This window comes from Caenibius sp. WL, assembly GCF_019803445.1.
In the GTDB taxonomy this organism is placed as follows: domain Bacteria; phylum Pseudomonadota; class Alphaproteobacteria; order Sphingomonadales; family Sphingomonadaceae; genus Caenibius.
Genome location: NZ_CP081844.1, coordinates 643,705 through 664,466 on the forward strand (window position 1 = coordinate 643,705; position 20,762 = coordinate 664,466).

Sequence of the window (20,762 nt, forward strand, 5' to 3'; positions counted from 1 at the left end):
ACCCGTGAAAGACGCTGTTTCCATGTCCTCAAGCCACCCGCTGCCCGAAGCGCCACTGTTTGCCGATCTGCCGGGCGATATCGCTGTGTCTTTCGAATTCTTCCCGCCCAAGAGCGAGAAGATGGAAGCGCAGCTGTGGGATGCGATCACCCAACTGGCCCCATTGGACCCGAGCTTCGTTTCGGTGACGTATGGCGCGGGCGGATCGACGCGCGAACGCACGCATGCCACGGTCAGCCGGATCGTGCAGGAAACCGCTCTCGTGCCCGCCGCGCATCTCACCTGCGTCGCCGCCAGCAAGGACGAGATCGCCGAAATCGCCGATCAATACTGGGATGCGGGCGTGCGCCATATCGTCGCCTTGCGGGGCGATCCACCGCCGGGCGATGGCGGGCGTTTCGTGCCCCACCCGCAGGGCTATACCGGCGCGGCGGATCTCGTTGCCGGTCTGCGCGCGCGCCACGATTTCGAGATTTCGGTTGCCGCCTATCCCGAAATGCACCCCGAAGCGGTGAGCGCCGAAGCCGATCTCGACAATCTCAGGCGCAAGCTCGATGCCGGGGCGACCCGCGCGATCACGCAGTTCTTTTTTGAGAACGACGCCTATTTCCGCTTCCTCGACAAAGCGCTGGCGGCGGGGATCACTGCGCCGATCCTGCCCGGGATCATGCCGGTGACCAATTTCGACGCGATCCGCCGGATGTCGGCCAACACCGAAATCCCCGCGTGGATGGAAGCGATGTTCGCCGGGCTCGACGATCGCCCCGGCCCGCGCGCGTTGGTCTCGGCGGTGGTGGCCGCCGAACAGTGCCGCCGCCTCTATGCGGGCGGGGTGCGCGATTTTCATTTCTACACGCTCAACCGGGCGGAACAGGCTTATGCCATCTGCCAGCTTCTGGGCCTTAGACCTGGCCCCGTTCCGGCTGTACAGGAGAATGCCGCATGACCATTGCCGGACCGACCAGCGACGCCGAACAGGCGTTTCGCGCTGCCGCTGCCGAACGGATTCTCGTGTTCGATGGCGGTTATGGCACCGCGATTCAGAAATATGGGCTGACCGAGGCGGATTATCGCGGCGGGCTCGATCTGGCGAAGGACCAGAAGGGCAACAACGATCTGCTGTGTCTCACCCGGCCCGATGTAATCGCCGCGATCCATACCGCCTATTGCGATGCGGGCGCGGACATGATCGAGACCAACACGTTCAGTTCCACCCGGATCGCCATGGCCGATTACGGCTGCGAACATCTGGTGCGCGAGATCAATCTGGCCGCCGCGAAGCTGGCGCGTGAGGCGTGCGATGCGGCGACTGCGAGGGATGGCAAGCGCCGTTTCGTCACCGGTTCGATCGGGCCGACGAACAAGACGCTTTCGCTCTCGCCCGATGTGAACGACCCCGGCTTCCGAGAAGTGACGTTCGATGAATTGAAAGCGACCTACCGCGAACAGTGCGATGCGCTGATCGAAGGCGGGGTGGATTTCCTGCTGGTCGAAACCTGCTTCGACACGTTGAACGCCAAGGTCGCCGGGCTGGCCGCGCGCGAAGCGGCGGAAGCCGCCGGGCGCGAGGTGCCGCTGATGATGAGCTTCACCATCACCGATATGAGCGGGCGCAATCTGTCCGGCCATACCGTCACCGCATTCTGGTATGCCCTGCGCCATCTGAAGCCGCTGACGATCGGCATCAACTGCGCTTTCGGGGCGGACAAGATGCGGCCTTATCTTACCGAATTGGCCAAGGATTGCGATGCGCTGATCCTCGCCTATCCCAACGCGGGCCTGCCCAATGAACTGGGCCAGTATGACGAACTGCCCGAACGCACGGCGGAACTGATCCGCGAATGGGTGGGTGAAGGGCTGGTCAACATGGTGGGGGGGTGCTGCGGCACCACGCCGGCGCATATCGGCGCCATCGCGAAAATGGTGGCGGGCGAAGCGGGCCGCGCAGTGCCGCAAACCACGGTCAAGACGCGCCTGGCCGGGCTGGAGCCCTTCATCATGGCGGCCTGAGCCGCCGCGCTTTCCTGCTGCCTGCGGCGTATGGCCGCTGATCCAACGAGAAAATCCATGTCCTCGACTCTTTCCTCCTCCCGCTTCGTCAATATCGGCGAACGCACCAACGTCACCGGATCGGCCAGGTTCAAGAAGCTGATCATGGCGGGCGACTATACCGCTGCGGTCGAAGTCGCCCGGCAGCAGGTCGAGAACGGCGCGCAGATTATCGACGTCAACATGGACGAAGGGCTGCTCGATGCGGTCGAGGCGATGACCACGTTCCTCAAGCTGATCGCGGCGGAGCCCGATATCGCCCGGGTGCCGGTGATGATCGACAGTTCTAAGTGGGAAGTGATCGAAGCCGGGCTCAAATGCGTTTCGGGCAAGCCGATCGTGAACTCGATCAGCATGAAGGAAGGCGAAGGTCCGTTCCTCGAACAGGCGCGCAAGTGCATGGCCTATGGCGCGGCGGTGGTGGTCATGGCGTTCGACGAGACCGGCCAGGCCGACACCAAGGAGCGCAAGGTCGAAATCTGCAACCGCGCCTACAAGTTGCTGACGGGTATCGGCTTCCCGCCCGAGGATATTATTTTCGATCCCAACGTCTTCGCCGTGGCAACGGGGATCGAGGAGCACGATCGGTACGCGCTCGATTTCATCGAAGCGGTCAAGGAAATCCGCGAAGCCTGCCCGCATGTGCACTTTTCGGGCGGCCTGTCGAATCTGTCCTTCAGCTTCCGGGGGAACGAGCCGGTGCGCCGGGCGATGCACTCGGTGTTCCTCTACTACGCCATTCCCGCCGGGCTCGACATGGCGATTGTCAATGCCGGGCAGCTCGACGTTTACGACACCATCGATCCCGCGCTGCGCGATGCGTGCGAGGACGTGATCCTGATGCGCCGCCCCGATGCGACCGAGCGGCTGATCGAACTCGCCGAAAGCTTCAAGGGGCAGGACAAGGCGGCCGAGAAAGCCGCCGAGGAATGGCGCGGCTGGGATGTTGTGCGGCGGCTGGAGCATGCGCTGGTCAAGGGCATCGACCTCCATATCGTCGACGATACCGAAGAAGCGCGGCAGGATATCGCGGCCAGGGGCGGCCGCCCCATCGAAGTGATCGAAGGCCCGTTGATGGGCGGGATGAACACGGTGGGCGATCTGTTCGGCAGCGGCAAGATGTTCCTGCCGCAAGTCGTCAAATCCGCGCGCGTGATGAAGAAGGCGGTGGCCCACCTGATCCCCTTCATCGAAGCGGAAAAGGAAGAAGGCGCCAAGGCCAAGGGCCGGATCGTGATGGCGACCGTGAAAGGCGACGTGCACGATATCGGCAAGAACATCGTCGGCGTGGTGTTGCAGTGCAACGGCTACGAAGTGATCGATCTGGGCGTCATGGTGCCGTGGTCGACGATTCTCGATGCCGCGAACGAGAACGATGCCGACATCATCGGCCTGTCCGGCCTCATCACCCCTTCGCTCGATGAGATGGTGACTGTGGGCGAGGAAATGCAGCGCGCCGGGATGGATATCCCGCTGCTGATCGGCGGGGCGACCACCAGCAAGGTCCACACCGCGCTGCGGATCGATCCGGCCTATACCGGGCCGGTGATCCATGTGCTCGACGCCAGCCGCGCGGTGGGCGTGGCCTCGCAGCTTCTCTCGGATACGCAGCGCGACGGCATCGTTGAAAACACGGCGGCGGAATATGCGAAGATCCGCGAAGCGCGCGAAGGCAAGGGGCAGACCAAGCTGCTCACGCTGGCCGAAGCGCGGGCCAACGCTTTCACGCCAGATTTTGCCGACAAGCCCGCCGCGCCCGCGCAGCCGGGGCTGCACCGGTTCGACGACTGGGACCTTACCGATCTGGTCGAATGCTTCGACTGGACGCCGTTCTTCCGCGCATGGGAACTGGCGGGCACGTACCCCGCGATCCTTCAGGACGAGGTGGTGGGCGAAAGCGCGCGCAGCCTCTATGCCGATGCGCAGGCGATGCTGGCCCGCATCGTCGAGGAAAAGTGGCTGACCGCGCGCGGTGTCGCCGCGTTCTGGCCGTGCCGCCGGGACGGGGATGACGTGATTCTCACCGATGGCGATGTCCGCCTGCCGTTCCTCCGCCAGCAGTTCCCCAAAAGCCGGGGCCGGGCCAATTTCTGTCTGGCCGATTTCATCGATCCGGCGGGCGACTGGCTGGGCGGGTTCGCTGTCGGCATCCACGGGATCGAGCCGCATCTCGCCCGGTTCAAGGAAAACCACGACGACTATTCGGATATCCTACTGAAAGCGCTGGCCGACCGGTTCGCCGAAGCGTTCGCCGAACGGCTGCATCAGCATGTCCGCATGGTGCTGTGGGGCTATGCGCCGGACGAGCAGTTCACCAACGAGGCGCTGATCCGCGAAGAATATCGCGGCATCCGCCCCGCGCCGGGCTATCCCGCCTGCCCCGATCACAGCTTGAAGCCGATCCTGTTCGATCTGCTGGACGCGGGGACCAATGCGGGGATCACGCTGACCGAAAGCCAGGCGATGTTGCCGACCTCGGCCGTCTCGGGCTTCTATTTCGGCCATCCCGAAAGCCAGTATTTCGGTGTGGCGCGGATCGGGCACGATCAGTTGGAAGATTATGCCGGGCGGCGCGGTATCGATCTGGCGGCGGCGGAACGCTGGCTGAGGCCGAATCTCGACTGAGGCGGTCCGCGCGCCGCTATGCCGCGCCGTGCGGGATGAGGCGTTCCGGCCTAGAGTCTCAGGCTGAGCGTCTGCCGGGTGCGGTATTTGCGCGCCAGTTCGCCATAGGCGCTGACCAGCTTCTCGTGCATCGCACGCTGTTCCGTGCTGGCGGCGCCCTGCGCCAGATCGCGGTGTTCGCGGGCCCGGCGGCGATAGTAATCGTAGCGGGTGGGAATCATTCGCCTCTCCTCCAAGCGGAGAGATAAAGCCAGGACGGGGCCAGAAAAATTGATTGCGGTCAAAATGGTCCGCCGCATGGTGAAATATCCGCCCGAACGGGCGGCCGGAGGATGTGCCACTGTGGGATTCCGGCCCGGAATTGGGCCATGCGTGCCGCAATTTGCGTGATACTATCGCGCCATGATGACGCCCGATCCCGTTTCTCCGCCCCGCCGTTCGGTCTGGCCCCATCGTCCGGCGCGCCTCGCTCTGCTGGCCCCTTGCCTGGCGGCCGTGGCCGTGGCGGCGATTCCCGCGCAGGAACTGATCGCGCAGACGCGCGGCGATCCCTACACCGTCAAGGAAACGGGGCGCGGCTTTGCCCGGTTGCAGGATGCGGTGAACGCCATCGGCGGCGGCACCGGAACGATCACGATTGCGCCGGGCCGCTATGCCGATTGCGCGGTGCAGACAGCGGGCGATGTCACCTATTCCGCCGCGCAGCCGGGGCAGGTGATTTTCGATGGCACGGTGTGCGAAGACAAGGCGGCGCTGGTGCTGCGCGGCTATAATGCCGCCGTATCGGGCATCACGTTCCAGAATATGAAATCGTCCGATGGCAACGGCGCGGGCATCCGGCTGGAAAAGGGTCATCTCACTGTCGCGCAAAGCTGGTTCAAGGACAGCCAGGAAGGCATTCTCACCGCGGCGGACCCTAGGGGCCGGATCGTGATCGACAAATCGACGTTCACCAATCTCGGCACCTGCGCCTATTCGGGCGGCTGTTCGCACGCGATCTATGTCGGCGAATACGGTTCGCTGCGGGTAACCCGCAGCCGGTTCGAGCGCGGGGCGGGGGGCCACTACCTCAAGAGCCGTGCGGCGCGGGTGGAAATCGCCAGCAACAGCTTCGACGATTCGCAGGGGCGGTGGAGCAATTACCTGATCGATCTGCCGATGGGTTCCACCGGGCAGATCACCAACAACTGGTTCGTGCAGGGCCCCGATCACGAGAACCATTCGGCGCTCATCGCTGTGGCCGCAGAGGAGCGCAAGAACAGCTCCGACGGGTTGGTGATCGCGGGCAACGATGCCCGTCTCGCGCCCAAAGTGCCGTGGAGCACGGTTTTCGTCGCCGACTGGTCGGGCAACCGGCTGGAGATCGGCCAGAACACGCTGGGGCCGGGCATCAAGCGGTTCGAAAAGCGCTGATTCCGGCCCTTGCAGGTTGACGCAGAACGCGGTTGGGATTCCGGGATTTTCTTTTTAATTGAAAGAGTTGTGCCTATTCGGTGTGACTTTTCGCGGGTCTCCCCTTCTAGATGGGCAATGGCGTTGATCGATGATTGGCAGGCGACCCCGCACCGGCCCTGCATGGCAGATTGCAGCCGTGTAGGAAAACGAAGGTAGGAGAGAGGGCAACCGGTTGGCGGCCGCCAGCGTGGCGGGGTCGCCTGATCGCGCCTTATTTCAGCAAGTGCCCCGAACGGTCGCGCTTGGTCGCCAGATAGTGGGCGTTGTGCGGATTGGGCGGCAACTCGTGGGGAACGCGTTCGGCAATCGCCACCCCTTCGGCCGCCAGCGCATCGACTTTGGCCGGATTGTTCGTCATCAGCCGGATGGCATTGACCCCCAGCAGCGCGAGCATCCGCGCCGCGACGGGGAAATCGCGCGCTTCATCGGGCAGGCCCAGCCGGCGGTTGGCGTCCACCGTGTCGAAGCCCTGATCCTGCAGGCGATAGGCGCGCAGCTTGTTGATCAGCCCGATCCCGCGCCCTTCCTGCCGCAAGTACAGCAGCACGCCCCAGCCGCCCTGCTCCGCCTCTGCCGCCATGGCGCGCAGCGCGGCATCGAGTTGCGGCCCGCAATCGCATTTCAGACTGCCGAGGATATCCCCCGTCAGGCATTCGGAATGAAGCCGGACCAGCGGCGCACGGTCGGCCGATTGCTGCCCGATGACCAGCGCGACATGTTCGCGCAGATCGTCGGCGCTGCGGAAAGCGACGATTTCGGCCGATTCGCAGGCCGCCACCGGCAGGCGCGCACGGGTGGCGATAGTGAGGCGGGCGGTATCCTTCCACGCGGCGAGATCGCCGGCGGCCACCGGCTGCGCTTCGCCCGCACCGGCCGGATCGACCAGGAACGCGGGCAGCACCCCGGCCAGCCGGGCCAGTTCCATCGCCGCCGTCGCCGTGTCTCGCCAGGCGAGCGTTTCGGCCAGGAACGGCCCTTTGAGCGGATTGCCGAGATCGAGCGCCGGGTCCGCGATCGGCCGCGCGCTGGCCAGCGTGAACGGTTCCGCGCCCCGGATCAGCACCGGGGCATGGAGCTCTGCCGCCTCGCGCTGGTTGGCGAGCTTGAGCGTGGCCGCGCGGGCGGCGGAAATCAGCATTTCGCCCGCTTCGGCCCCGGTGGCGATAGCGGTTTCCACCGGCAGCAGCACCGGGCCCTGTTCCATGGCCAGCGGCCAGCCGTGGCGCAGCGCATCGATCGCCTGCGCCACGCGGCGGGCGCCGCTGGGCGGCGTGATGCTCACAGAGTGAAATCCGTGATCAACGGTATGTGGTCGCTCGGCTGGTCCCACCGCCGGGTTTCCTCGACGAAGCGGTGGGCGATGGACTGCGCGGCGAGATCGGGCGAGGCCCACATATGGTCGAGCCTGCGGCCCTGATCCTTCTGCCGCCAGTAGGAGCGATAGCTCCACCACGAGTAATTCCGTTCCGGCGCGGGGATATGCTTGCGCCCGAGATCGACCCAGCCGTGCGCATCGGCGAGGCGGCCCAGCGTTTCGACTTCGACCGGAGTGTGGCTGACGACTTTGAGCAGCGCCTTGTGGCTGTAGACGTCGCATTCCAGCGGGGCGATGTTGAAATCGCCGACCAGCAGCGTCGGCCGATCTAGCTTTTCGGACCACCGCGTCATCCGTTCGATGAAATCCAGCTTCTGCCCGAACTTGGGATTGACCGTGCGATCGGGAATGTCGCCGCCCGCCGGGATATAGACGTTTTCCAGCACCATCCCCTGCCCGGGGCCGAGCAGTTCGACACCCACATGGCGGGCTTCGCCGTTGTCCTGCCAGTCGTTGCGGCTGTATTCGCGCAAGGGGATGCGGCTGACCGTGGCCACGCCGTGATAGCCCTTCTGCCCGTGCACGGCGCGATGGGTGTAGCCCAGCCGTTCGAACATATCGTGCGGGAACAGGGTCTCCGCGACCTTGATTTCCTGCAGGCACAACACATCGGGCGCCTGTTCGGTGAGAAAGCGTTCGACCTGATCGATCCGCAACCGGACCGAATTGATATTCCAAGTGGCAATGGTGACCATGGACAGGGCTTTAGAGCATCGCGCGCAAAAGTGGGAACCGGTTTTGCGCAAAAAGCGATGCGGCGAGAGAACGAGCATCGGACGCAAAAGTGGGAACTGGGCGATGGCTGCTGGCAGCAGGTCGGCCGAACTCCGGCTTCCACCGCCCGGCACGCGTTCGACAAGCTGGAGAGGAGCGGAGAGCGGGGCAATCCCCGAAAAACGTAAACCCTCGCCCCGGGGGCAAATAGGGGCGAGGGTTCGTTCGAGCGTTCGTCACGCTACCAAGGCGGTCTTGGGGAAGAGGCTAGGGCAACAGGGGGGAAACCCGCCTCGATCCGCCTTGTGGGACTATAGATAGGGTAAGGAGGCTTGCTCTTCTATGAACAGGCATTCACGTTTTGCCGTATCGCCTGCACATTGCCGCGACCGCCCGTTTACCCTGTGCGACGACCCGTGCGGCGGGGATCGCGATAGGTAAACGTGCTGTCCGCCACCGCCATGCCGTAGCGCTGATTCGAAAGGCGGATCGTGGTGCGCTTGTTCTGCGAATCGAGCGCGACCCAGCTGACCAGTTCCATGCCGCCCGGCGCGCTGCCATCGCGCATGAAAATCAGCGTGATGCGGCCGTATTCGGGGCGCTTGGGATCGCGCACTTCGATGCTGACGACGCCCGGATTGCCGGTGGGAACCAGCTTGCCATAGCGGGCGACATCGCGGCTGGGATCGAGCAGCGCGCCCAGCGGGCTGTTCTTGATCGGCCAGCGCTGGACCTGCCGGACTTCGTAATCGATCATGGTCAGAGCCTTGCCGTCGCTGACGATCAGCATCGGCACGCTCTTTTCATATTCGAATCGAATCTTGCCCGGCCGCTTCAGCGTCAGCACGCCCGAAATGCTCTGCCCGCTGCGATCGGTCTGGACGAAATTGGCCTGCATGGTGGAAATGGCGCGCAAGGCGCTCACCGCGCGGTCGAGATCGCCGCTTTGCGCCGTCTGCGCGGCCAGCGGCGGCGCGACAAGCGTTGCAGCGGGAACGGCCACGGCGGTCAGTGCCGCCATGGCCCAGCGAATCAGCCTGTTCGAAGATGTCATCAAGTCGTTCATGCCCTTTGCGCTACGAATGCGGAAAAGCACTAATGTAGCGGGCTTGAACTTGGTGTGAACCCGGTGAAGGTCCTTACTTGATCTTGGCTTCCTTGAATTCCACGTGCTTGCGCGCAACCGGATCGTACTTACGGAAAGTGAGCTTTTCCGTGATGTTGCGCGGATTTTTCTTGGTCACGTAGAAGAAGCCGGTGTCGGCGGTGGAGACCAGCTTGATCTTGACGGTTGCGGGCTTCGCCATGGCGTATTCCTAAATTCCTGTAAGGCCGGTCTGTGGCCGAAAAAATATGAAAGCGGCGCACGCGGCACCGCCCCTACAGGGCCGGGCCATTGCGACAGGCCGGGGGAAAAGTCAAGCGAGGGTGACCCTGATCGCAGTTTCGTCTGCGGCCCTGCGGCTCTACCAGTCCACTTTGCCGCGATTGGCTTTCACCGTGCCGCGGATTTTCTTGCCGTCGAGCCGTTTCTGCTTGCCCACACGGTTCAATTGCGACTTCTTGCGCTTGGCGGGCGTGATTTCCGCCTTGGCGATCAGATCGGCCAGGCGCGCGCGGGCTTCGGCCCGATTCGCTTCCTGCGTGCGGTGGGTGCGCGCGGTCAGCACGATTTCGCCCCGCGCGGTCATCCTGCTGCCCGCCAGCGCTTTCAACCGGTGGAACACCGGCGGCGGCAGGCGCAGCGCGAAGACATCCAGCCGCAATTGCACGGCGGTGGCCACCTTGTTGACGTTCTGCCCGCCGGGGCCGGAAGAGGCGATGAAGCTTTCTTCCGCCAGCGCCAGCGCGCGGGGCACGGCGCTGTTCTCGCTCACGCCTGCCTCATTTCCGGCCTCATGCCGGGGCGTCGGCCCCGTCCAGCGCGATTCCCAGCGCAAGGAAATCGGCGGGCAGGGGTGCCACGGCGGTAATCGGCGGCTTGCCGTCGCGGGGAAGGGACAGCGCGCGGGCGTGGAGCATGGTGCGCCCGGCGCGCGGATCGGCCCGGCCATAGACCGGATCACCCAGCAGCGCGTGGCCGAGGCCCGCCGCCGCATGGACGCGAATCTGGTGGGTGCGCCCGGTCAGCGGGCGGAACTCCACAGCTGTCAGCCCCCGGTGCACCGCCAGCCGCCGCCAGTGGGTGATGGAAGGCTTGCCCTTCTTCGCCGGGATCATTTTCCAGCCCCCGCTGGCCGAACTGATCTTGGAAAGGGACAATTCGATCGTCCCTTCCTCCGATGCCACTTCACCCGCGACGAGGCCGATATAGACCTTTTCCACCTGCCGCGCTTCGAACGCGGCGGCAAAGCGTTTCAGCGCGCGCGGATTGCGGGCCAGCAGCAGGCAGCCGGACGTGTCGGTGTCGATCCGGTGTGCGGGGGCAGGCGGGCGCTGGAAGCCGAGCTTGAGCGCTTCCAGATGGTCTTCCAGACTGGCGCCGCCCTTGCGCGGGCGTTCGATGGGCAGGCCGCCCGGTTTGTCGATCACCAGCGCTTCGCCGTCTTCGAACAGGATGCGGGACATAAGGTCCACCGGGCCGCTCACGCCAGCGCCCCGGCGATTCGGGCCAGGGCTTCGTCCAGCACCGCATCGTCGGCGGCGAAGCTGATCCGGAAGCCGTCCTTCCCGCCGAAAGCCGAAGCGGCGACCACGGCGACCCCGTGATCGAGCAGATGCAGCGCCAGTTGCCCGTCATCGCCGAACCGCTCCATCAACGGCGCGGCGTCGATATAGCAGTAGAACGCGCCATCGGGCGTGGGGGTGGAAAGGCCGGGCACCGCGTTGATCGCGGCCACCACCTTGTCGCGCCGCGTGCGGAACCGTTCGCGCCAGTCGGCGAGGAAATCCTGCGGCCCTTCGAACGCCGCCGCCGCCGCCGCCTGGCTGATCGAACAGGGATTGCCGGTGGAATTGGATTGCAGCCGCACCATGCCGTCGATCAGCCATTGCGGCCCGGTGGCGACGCCGATGCGGAAGCCGGTCATCGCGTGGCTCTTGGAAACGCCGGAGACGGTGCAGATCCGGTCCGCCAGATCGGGGCACAGCGTGGCCAGCGTGGCATGCGGGGCATCGGTGTAATTGAGCGGGGCGTAGATATCGTCGGACAGCACCATGACTTGCGGATGGCGGCGCAGCACGGCGCCGATCGCCTGGAGCATCGCGGCGGGATAGACCGCGCCGGTCGGATTGCCGGGGCTGTTGAGCAGCAGCCACCGGGTCGACGGGGTGATGAGCGCTTCGAAATCGGCGGCATCGAAGCGGAAATTGTCCCGCGCATGGGTGATCAGCGGCACGGCCTTGCCGCCCGCGAAACGGACGATCTGCGGATAGCTGACCCACCATGGCACCGGCACGATCACTTCCTCGCCTGCGTTGATCGTGGCCAGCAGCGCGTTGAAGATCGCCTGCTTGCCCCCGTTGCAGACGATCACCCGCTCTGCTTCGGTGGCGATGCCGAGATCGCGCCGGAAGTGGTGCGCGGCCGCTTCGCGCAGGCGCGCGGTGCCCGCAACCGGGGTGTAGCGCGTCTGCCCTTCGTCAAGCGCCTGCTTGGCCGCTGCGATCACATGCGGCGGCGTGGCGAAATCGGGTTCGCCGACGGAGAGCGAAATGATGTCGCGCCCCTGTTCGCGCAGAGCGGTGGCGCGGTCGGTCATCGCATTGGTGCCGGACACCGCGATCCGTTGCAGCGACTGGGACAGACGGGGGAGAGTCATGACAGCAATTCCGCTTTCATCAGCCCGCGCAGGGCATTGCCGATCAGGAAACCATCGGCGAGATCGTCGAGAGTGAGGTCCGCCTCGCGCGCCTGGCCCGCTTCGATCAGCGAGCGGCGCAGCACGCCAGGCAGCAGGCCGAGCGCGGCGGGCGGGGTGCGCAGCACGCCATCGTCTCCGGGGACGAAAATCGTGGTGAAGCTACCTTCGGTCAGCAGCCCGTCATCGCGCAGGAACAGCGCTTCGGCCGCACCCGCCCCGCGCGCGGTGGTGAGCGCGAGATCGTAGAGCGCGCGGTCGCTGGTCTTGTGGCGCAGCCGGGTGTCGGCCGGATCGAGCGGCAACGGCAGCAGCGCGCAGCGGACGGGTTCGCCCAGCGGCGCGGGCAAAGGCCCGGCTTCCAGCGCGGTGGCCCCGCTGCGGGCGAGCATGAGACGGATGCGGGCCGGATGCTCCAGCTCGAAACAGGTGGCATGGATCTGGTTGCGCGCGGCGTGGCGATCGAACGCGAAGCCCAGCGTGGCCGCGCTCTGCTTGATGCGCTCCAGATGCAGTTCGAGCAATGCGATGCCCTGTTCCGGATCGAAGCGCATGGTTTCGATCAGGTCGCAGGCGGCGGCGGCAGACTGACGCACGAAATCTCCCTTAATCAGACACTCGCGCCATTCCGGCAGGCATTGCGAATCCGCGACCACCGCCGAGCCCACGCCGAGCACCGCGCGCCCCGTCCCATTTTCCCCGGGGGAGAGGCGCAATGTGCGGATTGCCACATTGAAGGCCGCACGGCTAGGTCCCTCTGCCGCATCGCCGGTCACGGGCCGTTCGATCCAGCCGATTGCCCCGCAATAGGGGCCGCGCGGCCGGCTTTCTACCGCATCGATCAGTTCCATCGCGCGAATCTTGGGCGCACCGGTGATCGATCCGCAGGGAAACAGCGCGCGGACCACGTCCATCGCCCCTTTGCCGGGCTGCAGCGTGGCGTTGATCGTCGACACCATCTGATGCACGGTGGGATAGGTTTCGACGGTGAAAGGCGCTTCCACCCGCACGCTGCCCGGTTCGCACACGCGCGACAGGTCGTTGCGCATCAGGTCCACGATCATCAGGTTTTCCGCCCGGTCCTTCACCGAACGGGCCAGTTCCTCGCGGTGGCTCTCGTCCTGCGCCGTGTCGCGCCCGCGCGGGCGGGTGCCTTTCATCGGCTTGGCCTTGGCCGAAGCATCGCGCAGCGAAACGAACAGTTCGGGCGAAAAGCTCAGCAGCCAGTGCGATCCGTCGAACACCACCCCGCCATACCCCGCCGCCGCCACCGGGCGGATCGTGGCATAGAGCGCCAGCGGATCACCACGATAGCCGCCCGCCAGTGGGAACGTCAGATTGGCCTGATAGATATCGCCCGCTTCGATCGCCGCGCGCAGCGTGTCGAACATGCTGGCGTAGGCGCCGGGGGACACTTGCGGATCGAGCGGGCCGATCGCGGGCGGAGGATCGCCCTGCGCGCGGGCGGCCAGCCACTGCGGCATCTGCCCGGCGGGAATGGTTTCGTAGCTATCGAACAGGCCGAGCCACACCAACGGGCCATCGGCGCCGGTGCGGCGTGCGGCGCGTTCGGCCAGCCGGGGTTCCAGCGCCAGCCCCGCTTCGTAGGCGACATAGCCCGCCAGCGCGCCGCCGCGTTCGGTCAGCGCGGCATCGGCGGCGGCCAGCACGGGGGCGACTTCCGCGGGCCTGCGGGCGATGAACAGGGCGCGCGGATCGGTGAACAGGCGCGCATCGCTGGCCCGCTGGGCGCGGGCATCGTCGAGCAGGACAAAGGGTCGCGGCGCGGACATTCCTGCCGCCTTACCGTGCCGCCGCCGAAAGAAAACCCGTTGCGTGGTTTCGGCGGCGCTGGCCGCTATCCATGCAAGCGTGCTTGACGGCCATTTGCGCGCGTTCCACACATTGGCCAGCCAATCCGGCAGGGCATGGGACAGGGACGCATGAGCGATATTTTCATTGGGCTGGGCGCGAACGGCGAACGGCAGGTGCTCAATCTCAAGCGGGCCAACCGCCACGGGCTGGTCGCCGGGGCGACGGGCACCGGCAAGACGGTCACTCTGCAAGGCATCGCCGAAAGCTTTTCGGCCGTGGGCGTGCCGGTATTCCTGGCCGATGTGAAAGGCGATCTGTCGGGGATTTCGATGCCCGGCTCGCACGATCTCAAGAATGCCGCTTCGCTGGAGGCGCGGGCGAAGGAACTGGGCATGGACGACTATGCCTATGCCGACAATCCCGCGATCTTCTGGGATCTGTTTGGCGAGCAGGGCCACCCGATCCGCACCACGGTGTCGGAAATGGGGCCGCTGCTGCTGGCGCGTCTGCTCGATCTCAACGAAACGCAGGAAGGGGTGCTCAATATCGTCTTCCGCTATGCCGACGAACAGGGGTTGCTCCTGCTCGATATGGCCGATTTGCGGGCGATGCTGGCCTACACCGCCGACAATGCGGCGGACCTGACCACCAAATACGGCAATGTCACCAAACAGAGCATCGGCGCGATCCAGCGCCAGTTGCTCTCGTTCGAAAGCCAGGGGGCGGACAAGTTCTTTGGCGAACCGGCGCTGGAGATCGAGGATTTCCTCAAAGTGGACGAGAAAGGGCGCGGCTATATCAACGTGCTCGCCGCCGACCGGCTGATGCAGAGCCCCAAGCTCTATGCCACGTTCCTGCTCTGGCTGCTGGCTGAGCTGTTCGAAGTGCTGCCCGAAGTGGGCGATCCGGAACAGCCCAAGCTGGTGTTCTTCTTCGACGAGGCGCACTTGCTGTTCGACGATGCGCCCAAGGCGCTGCTGGACAAGATCGAGCAGGTCGTGCGGCTGATCCGGTCGAAAGGCGTGGGCGTCTATTTCGTGACGCAGAACCCGATCGATGTGCCGGAAACGGTGGCCGGGCAACTGGGCAACCGGGTGCAGCACGCGCTGCGCGCGTTCACCCCGCGCGACAAGAAGGCGATCAAGGCGGCGGCGGACACGTTTCGCATCAATCCCGATCTCGATGTCGAAACCGCGATCACCGAACTGAAAGTGGGCGAAGCGCTGGTGTCGACGCTGATGGAAGACGGCGCGCCGTCCATCGTCCAGCGCACGCTGATCAAGCCGCCGCGTTCGCGCCTCGGCCCGATCGATGCCAAGGAGCGGGCGATTATCCAGTCGGTCAGCCCGGTTCAGGGCAAGTACGATACCGCGGTCAACCGCGAAAGCGCGGAGGAAGTGCTGGCGCAGAAAGCCGCAGATGCCGCTGCCACCGCGCAGGAAGTGGCGCAGCAGGGCGCGGAGGAAGTGGGCAAGCGCGAGCGCAAGTCGCCCGCGCTATGGGATGGACTTGCCGGCAAAGTGGCCAAGGCTGCCGCCGGGGCCGCCGCCGCCAGCGCCGGTTCGATCCTCGCCAGCACGCTGCAGGGCAAGACCAGCCGCGCCAATCCTAAGGCCAGCGCGGCCAGCGCGGCTGCGGGAACAGCGGCGACGGAAATCGGCAAGGCATTCGGCATTCCCGGCCTTGGCCGGTTCGCCCGCAATCTGATCGGCGGGCTGATGCGCTGAGATCAGCGCCTCACGCCTGGCGCGAAGCCATACCCTAACCCAGCGGCAGGCGCAGTTCCGCCGCCAGCCCGCCTTCGGGCCGGTTGGCCAGCGTCAGCCGCCCGCCGTGCTGTTCGGCAATCGCGCGGGCCAGCGTCAGGCCGAGGCCGGCCCCACCGGTGGCGCGGTTGCGCGAGGGTTCGCCCCGGGCGAAGGGTTCGAACAGCCCGTCGATCTGGGCCGCGGGAATGCCCGCGCCGTTATCGGTGATGCGGATCACCGCCTCGTTGCCTTCGCGGTGCAGCGAAACCCAGGCATTGCCGCCATAGCGCAGCGCGTTGTCGATCAGATTGCGCACCGCGCGGCGCAGCCAGGTTTCGCGGATCGGCATCACGATCCGGTCTGTCTCGCCCAGTTCGGCGTTTTCGCCCAGATCCTCGTATCCTTCGACGATCGCGGCGATCAGCGCGGAAAGTTCCGTCTTCTGCAACGGATCGCTCGGCCGCCCGACACGCGCGAGCGAGAGGATATCGTCCAGCGTGCGGGTGATATCCTCCACCGTGGCGGCCATTTTGGCCCGTTCGGTTTCGCTTTCCACGCTTTCGATGCGGATGCGCAGGCCCGCCAGCGGGGTTTTCAGATCGTGCCCGATCGCGCCGAGCATGACATCCTTTTCCGCCAGCAGCGCGGCGATCCGGTCTTCCATCGCGTTGTGCGCGGCGATCAGTCGCCTGACGTCTTCCGGCCCGTGCGGCTGGAGCTGGCCAGCGGCTTCGCGGGTGCGGGCGAAATGTTCGACCCGGCCGGTCAACAGCGCCAGCGGGCGGGTGATCCGCCGCAGCAGGAAAGCGAGCAGGCCGACGAGGATGATATAGAGCAGCACCGTCTGCACCAGCAGCGACTGGAGCCCGCGCGGCGAACCTTCGGGCAGCGAAACGCGGGCAACGATCCAGTCCTTGCCCGGCGCTTCGCGCATTGCCGCCAGCAGCAGCTTGCGGTTGCGGATATCGCCGCCTTCGCGCGCGTTCTGCCACCGCCGGGCCCGTTCGAGCAGGAACGGGTCCTCCGCCAGCGGGCGTTCGACCACCACCAGATCGGACAGTTGTTCGCCCTGATCGGCCAGAATCGCGGCCAGCGCCTTTTCCCGCCCGGTCTGGCGGACTTCGTTCGCCCTGATCGGCAGAGTGGGGCTGCGTTCCAGTCGGATTCGCCGCGATCCGCCGCGATGGGCGCGCTCCGGCGGCTCGGCGCGGCGGGCATGGTCGTGTCCATGCGCGGTGTTCGCCCCGCTGCCGCCGATCACACGGAAAGCAATGGCATTGAGAATCGAGGTTTCGCGCCGCTGCTCCTCCGCGCGCCACAGCAGCACGGCGGAAATCCCCTGCGCGATCAGCAGCGCGCCGGCCACCGACAGCAGCATCTGCCCCAGCAGGCTACGCGGCCAGAGACGCACGGTCATGCCCTGTCCGGGCGGGAAGTGTCCGAACGGGAAGTGTCGGGGCGGGAACTGTCGGGCAGCACGCGGCGCACATCGGCGGCAAAGCGATAGCCGCCGCCCCACACCGTCTGGATCAGGCGCGGTTCGTCGCGCCCGGCTTCGATCTTGCGGCGCAGGCGGCTCACCTGGTTGTCCACCGCGCGGTCGAACAGATGGGCTTCGCGGCCCTGCACCATGTCGAGCAGCCGATCACGGTCGAGCACTTGGCGCGGATGATCGAGAAACGCTTTGAGCAACCGGAATTCCGCCGAGGAAATGGCGATGGCCGCACCTTCGGGATCGCTCAGCTGGTGCTTCAGCGGATCGAGCCGCCAGCCTTCGAATTCGTACCATGCGTCTTCTTCGGGCAGAGCGGCGGGCCGGGTGGCGCGGCGCAGCACGCTGCGGATGCGGGCGACCAGTTCGCGCGGTTCGAATGGCTTGGTCACGTAATCATCGGCGCCGATTTCCAGCCCGATGATGCGATCGGTCGCTTCGCCGCGCGCGGTCAGCAGAATCACCGGCAGGCTCTTGGTTTCGACCAGATGGCGGCACAGAGAAAGCCCGTCTTCCCCCGGCATCATGATGTCCAGCAGCACGATATCGGGCTTGTCCTGCAACAGCAGGCTGCGGGCATCGGCTGCGCTTTCGGCCTGCAGCACGGCAAACCCCTGGCCGGACAGATAGTCCGCCAGGGGTTCGCGCAGGCCCGGTTCGTCATCGACGATCAGGACGCGGGCGCCCGCATGTCCGGCATTGGCGGTAGGGGCGCCCGTCATCGTTTACTGGGCCTTCTGCTGCTGTTGGGTGGCGCGCTTGGCCTGCCATTCGGCGCGCATCTTTTCACGCTGCGCCTGGCGTTCCTGCGTTGTCAGCACGCCGTTCCTGTCGGTATCGGCGGCATCGAAGCGGGCGAGATGCGCCGCGACGAATTCGGCCCGGGTGACGGGGCCGGCGCCCTGCTTCATCATGCCCATGCCGCCGTGGCCGCCGCGATGCCAGCCGCCGTGATGGCGTCCGCCAAAGCGCCTGCCATCGGCCTTCTGGCCATCGGGCGCGGTGCGGGTGCGATCCCGGCGGGCGGCAAATTCCTCGCGGCTGATGCTGCCGTCCTTGTTGGTGTCGAGCCGGTCGAACCGGGCCTGCTGGCGCGCTTCGCGATCGGCCGCATCGAGCTTGCCATCCTTGTTGGCGTCCATGCGGTCGAACATCTTGCCGGCCCGTTCTTCGGCCTGCGCGCGGGTGATGTCGGGGCGGGCCTTGCCGGCACCGTCCTGGCCGGGGGCGGCATAGGCGATGCCTGCGGTGGCAACGCTGGCGGCCGCAGCCGTGCCCAGCAGAATTTTCGAGATCATACGCATTACCGTGGCTCCTTCGCAAATTCGGTTGAGTTGCGGAAGGCCGATCCAAGGGGAGGGGGATTGGGATGGCCCTCCGCAACTCTCGAAGCTGCTTTTACGTGCCGCTTGTCGCGCAACTTTGTCGCCAAACCGCAAAATTGTCGCAAATTGTCGCGGATCGGCGGGCCGGTTCATTCGGGCGCAAGACGCGGGCGATGTTCGGTGCCGAGCCCGGCGGTGATGAACAGCGCCTCCACCGGGCCCGTGGCATCGGCGGTGTGCCACACGCCGGGCGGATTGATCGCATATTCGCCGGGTTCCAGTCGGGTGGCGACATGGCCCTGTCCGGGAATGTCCTGAATCAGCGTGATTGAGCCCCGGGTGCAGACGACCACTTCGGCCCCGTGCGGGTGCATTTCCCATGAATCCCACGGGGCGGAAAAGGCGTGCAGGGCAACCAGCCGCCCCTCCGCCCCGTCGCCATCGGTCCGCGCGGCATAGTCGGCGTACCAGTCGATCCCGGTATAGGGCGGCTGCGCCTCAGCCGTCGCGCCGAGGCCGAGATGCACGAAGCGTTCGTGCAGATTCTTCGCCCCGGTCATGCGGGCAACGGCGCGCACGCCGCCTCCAGCCACCGGCGCGCTTCGCCATCGAGCTGCGGGCCGATCCGCTCCACGATTCCCGCGTGATAGGCATCGAGCCAGGCCCGTTCGCCCGCGTCGAGCAGCGCGGTGTCGATCAGCGCGCGGTCGATGGGGACATGCGTCAGCGTTTCGAAACCCAGCCATTCGCCTTCCGCGCCCGCGATCTCGCGGCGTTCCACCAGCACGAGATTTTCGATCCGGATGCCGTAAGCGCCGGTCTTGTAATAACCCGGCTCGTTCGAGACGATCATGCCGGGCAGCAGTTCCTGATTGCCGCCGGCCTTGCTGATCCGCTGTGGCCCTTCGTGGACGGAGAGGAAACTGCCCACGCCGTGCCCGGTGCCGTGGGCATAATCGAGCCCGGCCTGCCACAGGAACTGCCGCGCCAGCGTGTCGAGTTGCGAACCGTTGGTCCCTTTGGGAAAGACCGCCCGGGCAAGGGCGATATGCCCCTTGAGCACGCGGGTGAAGCGGTCTTTCACTTCGGCGGGCGCGGCATCGGGCCCGATCCACACGGTGCGGGTGATATCGGTGGTGCCGTCGGGATATTGCCCGCCCGAATCGACCAGATAGACGCTATTGGGCTCAAGCGGCCGGTTGGTTTCTGCGCTGACCCGATAATGGACGATGGCCCCGTTGGCCCCGCTGCCCGAAATCGTGTCGAACGACAGATCGCGCAGCGACCCCGTCTCCTCGCGGAAAGCCTGCAGGCGCGCGGCGGCGCTGAGTTCGTCCACCGCGCCTTGCGGCGCTGCGCGCGAAAGCCAGTGGAGGAAGCGGGAAACGGCCGCGCCGTCGCGCGCCTGCGCGGCGCGGTGCCCGGCCTGTTCGGCGGCATTCTTCACCGCCTTGGGCAGAATGCAGGGATCGGGCGCGGCGATCACGGCCGCGCCCGCGCTGTCCAGCGTGGTGAAAATCGCCGCCACCGCATGATCGGGATCGACCGCCACCCGCTTGCCCGTCAGCGCCTGCAAGGCGGGCACGAACTGGCTGACGGGGGCCGTGCGCACCGCATTGCCCAGATGTGCGGTCAGGTCCGCCGTCACTTTTTCAGGCGGGATGAACAGGTCCGCGGTGCCATCGGCATGGGCGATGACGAAACTCAGCGCCACCGGCGTGCGGTCCACGTCGGAACCCCGGATGTTGAGCAGCCAGGCGATGGAATCGAGCGCGGGGATCACCACCGCGTCGCAGTGTTCCTGCGCCAGCCATTGCGCCACCGCCGCCCGCTTTTCCGCGCTGGACTGGCCAGCCAGATCGTCCGCATGGGGCAGCGCGGGGGCGAGCGAGGGTGCGGGATGATCCTGCCACACCGCGTCCACCGGGTTGCTTTCCACCGCCACGGCCGCCGCGCCGCGTTTCGCCAGCGCGGTTTCCAGCGCATCGGCCCAGGCGCGCGAATGGAGCCAGGGATCGAACCCGATCCGCGCCCCTTCGGGCGCATGTTCGCCCAGCCATTTGACCGGGCTGGTTTCGGGGACGGAGGCATAGTCCCACTGTGCGCCATCCACCTGATCGCGCACTTGCAGTGTGTATCGGCCATCGACGAAAATCACCGCGCCTTTACCGGCGGTGCCGTTGGCCAGAACCACCGCGGTCCCCGCGGACCCGTTGAACCCGGTCAGCCATTGCAGCCGCTGGGCATAGGCGCCGACATATTCGCTCATATGCTCGTCGGAAATCGGGATGACGAAACCGTCCAGATCGCGCCGGGCGAGTTCCTTTCTCAGGGCATCCAACCGTGCTTCGTGACTGGACATCA

19 protein-coding genes are annotated in these 20,762 nt (G+C 66.0%); 5 read left to right on the top strand and 14 right to left on the bottom strand.

The genetic code is table 11. The annotated features are described in order from the left end of the window. Window positions 1-22 precede the first annotated feature (22 nt). The 3 genes from metF to metH are packed head-to-tail and all read left to right on the top strand — an operon-like array spanning window position 23 to window position 4,674. Window positions 23-946, top strand: a complete 924-nt coding sequence (gene metF, locus K5X80_RS03170) for a methylenetetrahydrofolate reductase [NAD(P)H] (RefSeq protein WP_222559411.1) — start codon at window positions 23-25, stop codon at window positions 944-946. After that, complete coding sequence (locus K5X80_RS17180; protein WP_283249215.1) at window positions 943-2,010, top strand: homocysteine S-methyltransferase family protein; 1,068 nt, start codon at window positions 943-945, stop codon at window positions 2,008-2,010. Before metF ends, K5X80_RS17180 begins: the two co-directional genes overlap by 4 nt. A gap of 57 nt (window positions 2,011-2,067) precedes the next feature. After that, window positions 2,068-4,674: a methionine synthase gene (gene metH / locus K5X80_RS03175; protein WP_283249216.1), complete on the top strand. Its 2,607-nt coding sequence runs from the start codon at window positions 2,068-2,070 to the stop codon at window positions 4,672-4,674. A 50-nt stretch (window positions 4,675-4,724) separates the two neighbouring features. Here metH and K5X80_RS03180 read toward each other — a convergent pair whose 3' ends face one another. Beyond that, the gene (locus K5X80_RS03180) at window positions 4,725-4,895 is read right to left on the bottom strand and encodes a hypothetical protein (RefSeq protein WP_222559412.1); all 171 of its coding nucleotides are present in this window, start codon (window positions 4,893-4,895) and stop codon (window positions 4,725-4,727) included. A gap of 181 nt (window positions 4,896-5,076) precedes the next feature. Between K5X80_RS03180 and K5X80_RS03185 the strand changes: the two genes are divergently transcribed. Next, a complete protein-coding gene (locus K5X80_RS03185) occupies window positions 5,077-6,087 on the top strand; it encodes a right-handed parallel beta-helix repeat-containing protein (protein WP_222559413.1) in 1,011 nt (336 codons plus the stop codon). Between the two features lie 253 nt (window positions 6,088-6,340). On the opposite strand, the gene ribA is transcribed toward K5X80_RS03185, so the two are convergent. From ribA to pabB, 8 genes are all read right to left on the bottom strand, one after another. Then, a complete protein-coding gene (ribA, locus tag K5X80_RS03190) occupies window positions 6,341-7,459 on the bottom strand; it encodes a GTP cyclohydrolase II (protein WP_502778505.1) in 1,119 nt (372 codons plus the stop codon). Then, entirely contained in the window at window positions 7,408-8,199 is a 792-nt protein-coding gene (locus tag K5X80_RS03195) for an exodeoxyribonuclease III (protein WP_222559415.1), read from the bottom strand. Before K5X80_RS03195 ends, ribA begins: the two co-directional genes overlap by 52 nt. Window positions 8,200-8,615: 416 nt before the next feature. Further along, entirely contained in the window at window positions 8,616-9,272 is a 657-nt protein-coding gene (locus K5X80_RS03200) for a LolA family protein (RefSeq protein WP_222559416.1), read from the bottom strand. An 85-nt stretch (window positions 9,273-9,357) separates the two neighbouring features. Then, window positions 9,358-9,525 (bottom strand): 50S ribosomal protein L33, encoded by a 168-nt coding sequence (rpmG, locus tag K5X80_RS03205; RefSeq protein ID WP_222559417.1) that lies wholly within the window; start codon window positions 9,523-9,525, stop codon window positions 9,358-9,360. A gap of 159 nt (window positions 9,526-9,684) precedes the next feature. Beyond that, window positions 9,685-10,095 carry an alternative ribosome rescue aminoacyl-tRNA hydrolase ArfB gene (gene arfB / locus K5X80_RS03210; protein WP_222560506.1) on the bottom strand — a complete coding sequence of 137 codons (411 nt, stop codon included), beginning with the start codon at window positions 10,093-10,095 and terminating at the stop codon, window positions 9,685-9,687. 19 nt (window positions 10,096-10,114) lie between these two features. Continuing rightward, window positions 10,115-10,786 (bottom strand): RluA family pseudouridine synthase, encoded by a 672-nt coding sequence (locus K5X80_RS03215; protein ID WP_261390611.1) that lies wholly within the window; start codon window positions 10,784-10,786, stop codon window positions 10,115-10,117. A 17-nt stretch (window positions 10,787-10,803) separates the two neighbouring features. After that, the gene (locus K5X80_RS03220; RefSeq protein ID WP_222559418.1) at window positions 10,804-11,979 is read right to left on the bottom strand and encodes a pyridoxal phosphate-dependent aminotransferase; all 1,176 of its coding nucleotides are present in this window, start codon (window positions 11,977-11,979) and stop codon (window positions 10,804-10,806) included. Then, the gene (pabB, locus tag K5X80_RS03225; protein WP_222559419.1) at window positions 11,976-13,811 is read right to left on the bottom strand and encodes an aminodeoxychorismate synthase component I; all 1,836 of its coding nucleotides are present in this window, start codon (window positions 13,809-13,811) and stop codon (window positions 11,976-11,978) included. The genes K5X80_RS03220 and pabB overlap by 4 nt, the downstream gene beginning before the upstream one ends. A 150-nt stretch (window positions 13,812-13,961) precedes the next feature. On the opposite strand from pabB, the gene K5X80_RS03230 reads away from it, so the two are divergent. Further along, the gene (locus tag K5X80_RS03230; RefSeq protein WP_222559420.1) at window positions 13,962-15,560 is read left to right on the top strand and encodes a helicase HerA-like domain-containing protein; all 1,599 of its coding nucleotides are present in this window, start codon (window positions 13,962-13,964) and stop codon (window positions 15,558-15,560) included. A gap of 34 nt (window positions 15,561-15,594) precedes the next feature. Here K5X80_RS03230 and K5X80_RS03235 read toward each other — a convergent pair whose 3' ends face one another. From K5X80_RS03235 to K5X80_RS03255, 5 genes are all read right to left on the bottom strand, one after another. Continuing rightward, entirely contained in the window at window positions 15,595-16,998 is a 1,404-nt protein-coding gene (locus K5X80_RS03235) for a sensor histidine kinase (protein ID WP_222559421.1), read from the bottom strand. Beyond that, window positions 16,995-17,795 (bottom strand): response regulator, encoded by an 801-nt coding sequence (locus K5X80_RS03240; protein WP_222559422.1) that lies wholly within the window; start codon window positions 17,793-17,795, stop codon window positions 16,995-16,997. Before K5X80_RS03240 ends, K5X80_RS03235 begins: the two co-directional genes overlap by 4 nt. A 3-nt stretch (window positions 17,796-17,798) precedes the next feature. Continuing rightward, window positions 17,799-18,377: an EF-hand domain-containing protein gene (locus K5X80_RS03245; RefSeq protein WP_222559423.1), complete on the bottom strand. Its 579-nt coding sequence runs from the start codon at window positions 18,375-18,377 to the stop codon at window positions 17,799-17,801. 170 nt (window positions 18,378-18,547) lie between these two features. After that, a complete protein-coding gene (locus K5X80_RS03250) occupies window positions 18,548-18,958 on the bottom strand; it encodes a cupin domain-containing protein (protein WP_283249271.1) in 411 nt (136 codons plus the stop codon). Next, entirely contained in the window at window positions 18,955-20,760 is a 1,806-nt protein-coding gene (locus tag K5X80_RS03255) for an aminopeptidase P family protein (RefSeq protein ID WP_283249272.1), read from the bottom strand. Before K5X80_RS03255 ends, K5X80_RS03250 begins: the two co-directional genes overlap by 4 nt. Window positions 20,761-20,762: the final 2 nt, after the last annotated feature.

What these genes read in the sequence shown, in the direction of transcription:
- metF (WP_222559411.1), top strand. Translation starts at nt 23, where the DNA reads ATGTCCTCAAGCCACCCGCTGCCCGAAGCGCCACTGTTTGCCGATCTG.
- K5X80_RS17180 (WP_283249215.1), top strand. Translation starts at nt 943, where the DNA reads ATGACCATTGCCGGACCGACCAGCGACGCCGAACAGGCGTTTCGCGCT.
- metH (WP_283249216.1), top strand. Translation starts at nt 2,068, where the DNA reads ATGTCCTCGACTCTTTCCTCCTCCCGCTTCGTCAATATCGGCGAACGC.
- K5X80_RS03180 (WP_222559412.1), bottom strand. Translation starts at nt 4,895, where the DNA reads ATGATTCCCACCCGCTACGATTACTATCGCCGCCGGGCCCGCGAACAC.
- K5X80_RS03185 (WP_222559413.1), top strand. Translation starts at nt 5,077, where the DNA reads ATGATGACGCCCGATCCCGTTTCTCCGCCCCGCCGTTCGGTCTGGCCC.
- K5X80_RS03195 (WP_222559415.1), bottom strand. Translation starts at nt 8,199, where the DNA reads ATGGTCACCATTGCCACTTGGAATATCAATTCGGTCCGGTTGCGGATC.
- K5X80_RS03200 (WP_222559416.1), bottom strand. Translation starts at nt 9,272, where the DNA reads ATGACATCTTCGAACAGGCTGATTCGCTGGGCCATGGCGGCACTGACC.
- rpmG (WP_222559417.1), bottom strand. Translation starts at nt 9,525, where the DNA reads ATGGCGAAGCCCGCAACCGTCAAGATCAAGCTGGTCTCCACCGCCGAC.
- K5X80_RS03215 (WP_261390611.1), bottom strand. Translation starts at nt 10,786, where the DNA reads ATGTCCCGCATCCTGTTCGAAGACGGCGAAGCGCTGGTGATCGACAAA.
- K5X80_RS03220 (WP_222559418.1), bottom strand. Translation starts at nt 11,979, where the DNA reads ATGACTCTCCCCCGTCTGTCCCAGTCGCTGCAACGGATCGCGGTGTCC.
- pabB (WP_222559419.1), bottom strand. Translation starts at nt 13,811, where the DNA reads ATGTCCGCGCCGCGACCCTTTGTCCTGCTCGACGATGCCCGCGCCCAG.
- K5X80_RS03230 (WP_222559420.1), top strand. Translation starts at nt 13,962, where the DNA reads ATGAGCGATATTTTCATTGGGCTGGGCGCGAACGGCGAACGGCAGGTG.
- K5X80_RS03235 (WP_222559421.1), bottom strand. Translation starts at nt 16,998, where the DNA reads ATGACCGTGCGTCTCTGGCCGCGTAGCCTGCTGGGGCAGATGCTGCTG.
- K5X80_RS03240 (WP_222559422.1), bottom strand. Translation starts at nt 17,795, where the DNA reads ATGACGGGCGCCCCTACCGCCAATGCCGGACATGCGGGCGCCCGCGTC.
- K5X80_RS03245 (WP_222559423.1), bottom strand. Translation starts at nt 18,377, where the DNA reads ATGCGTATGATCTCGAAAATTCTGCTGGGCACGGCTGCGGCCGCCAGC.
- K5X80_RS03250 (WP_283249271.1), bottom strand. Translation starts at nt 18,958, where the DNA reads ATGACCGGGGCGAAGAATCTGCACGAACGCTTCGTGCATCTCGGCCTC.
- K5X80_RS03255 (WP_283249272.1), bottom strand. Translation starts at nt 20,760, where the DNA reads ATGTCCAGTCACGAAGCACGGTTGGATGCCCTGAGAAAGGAACTCGCC.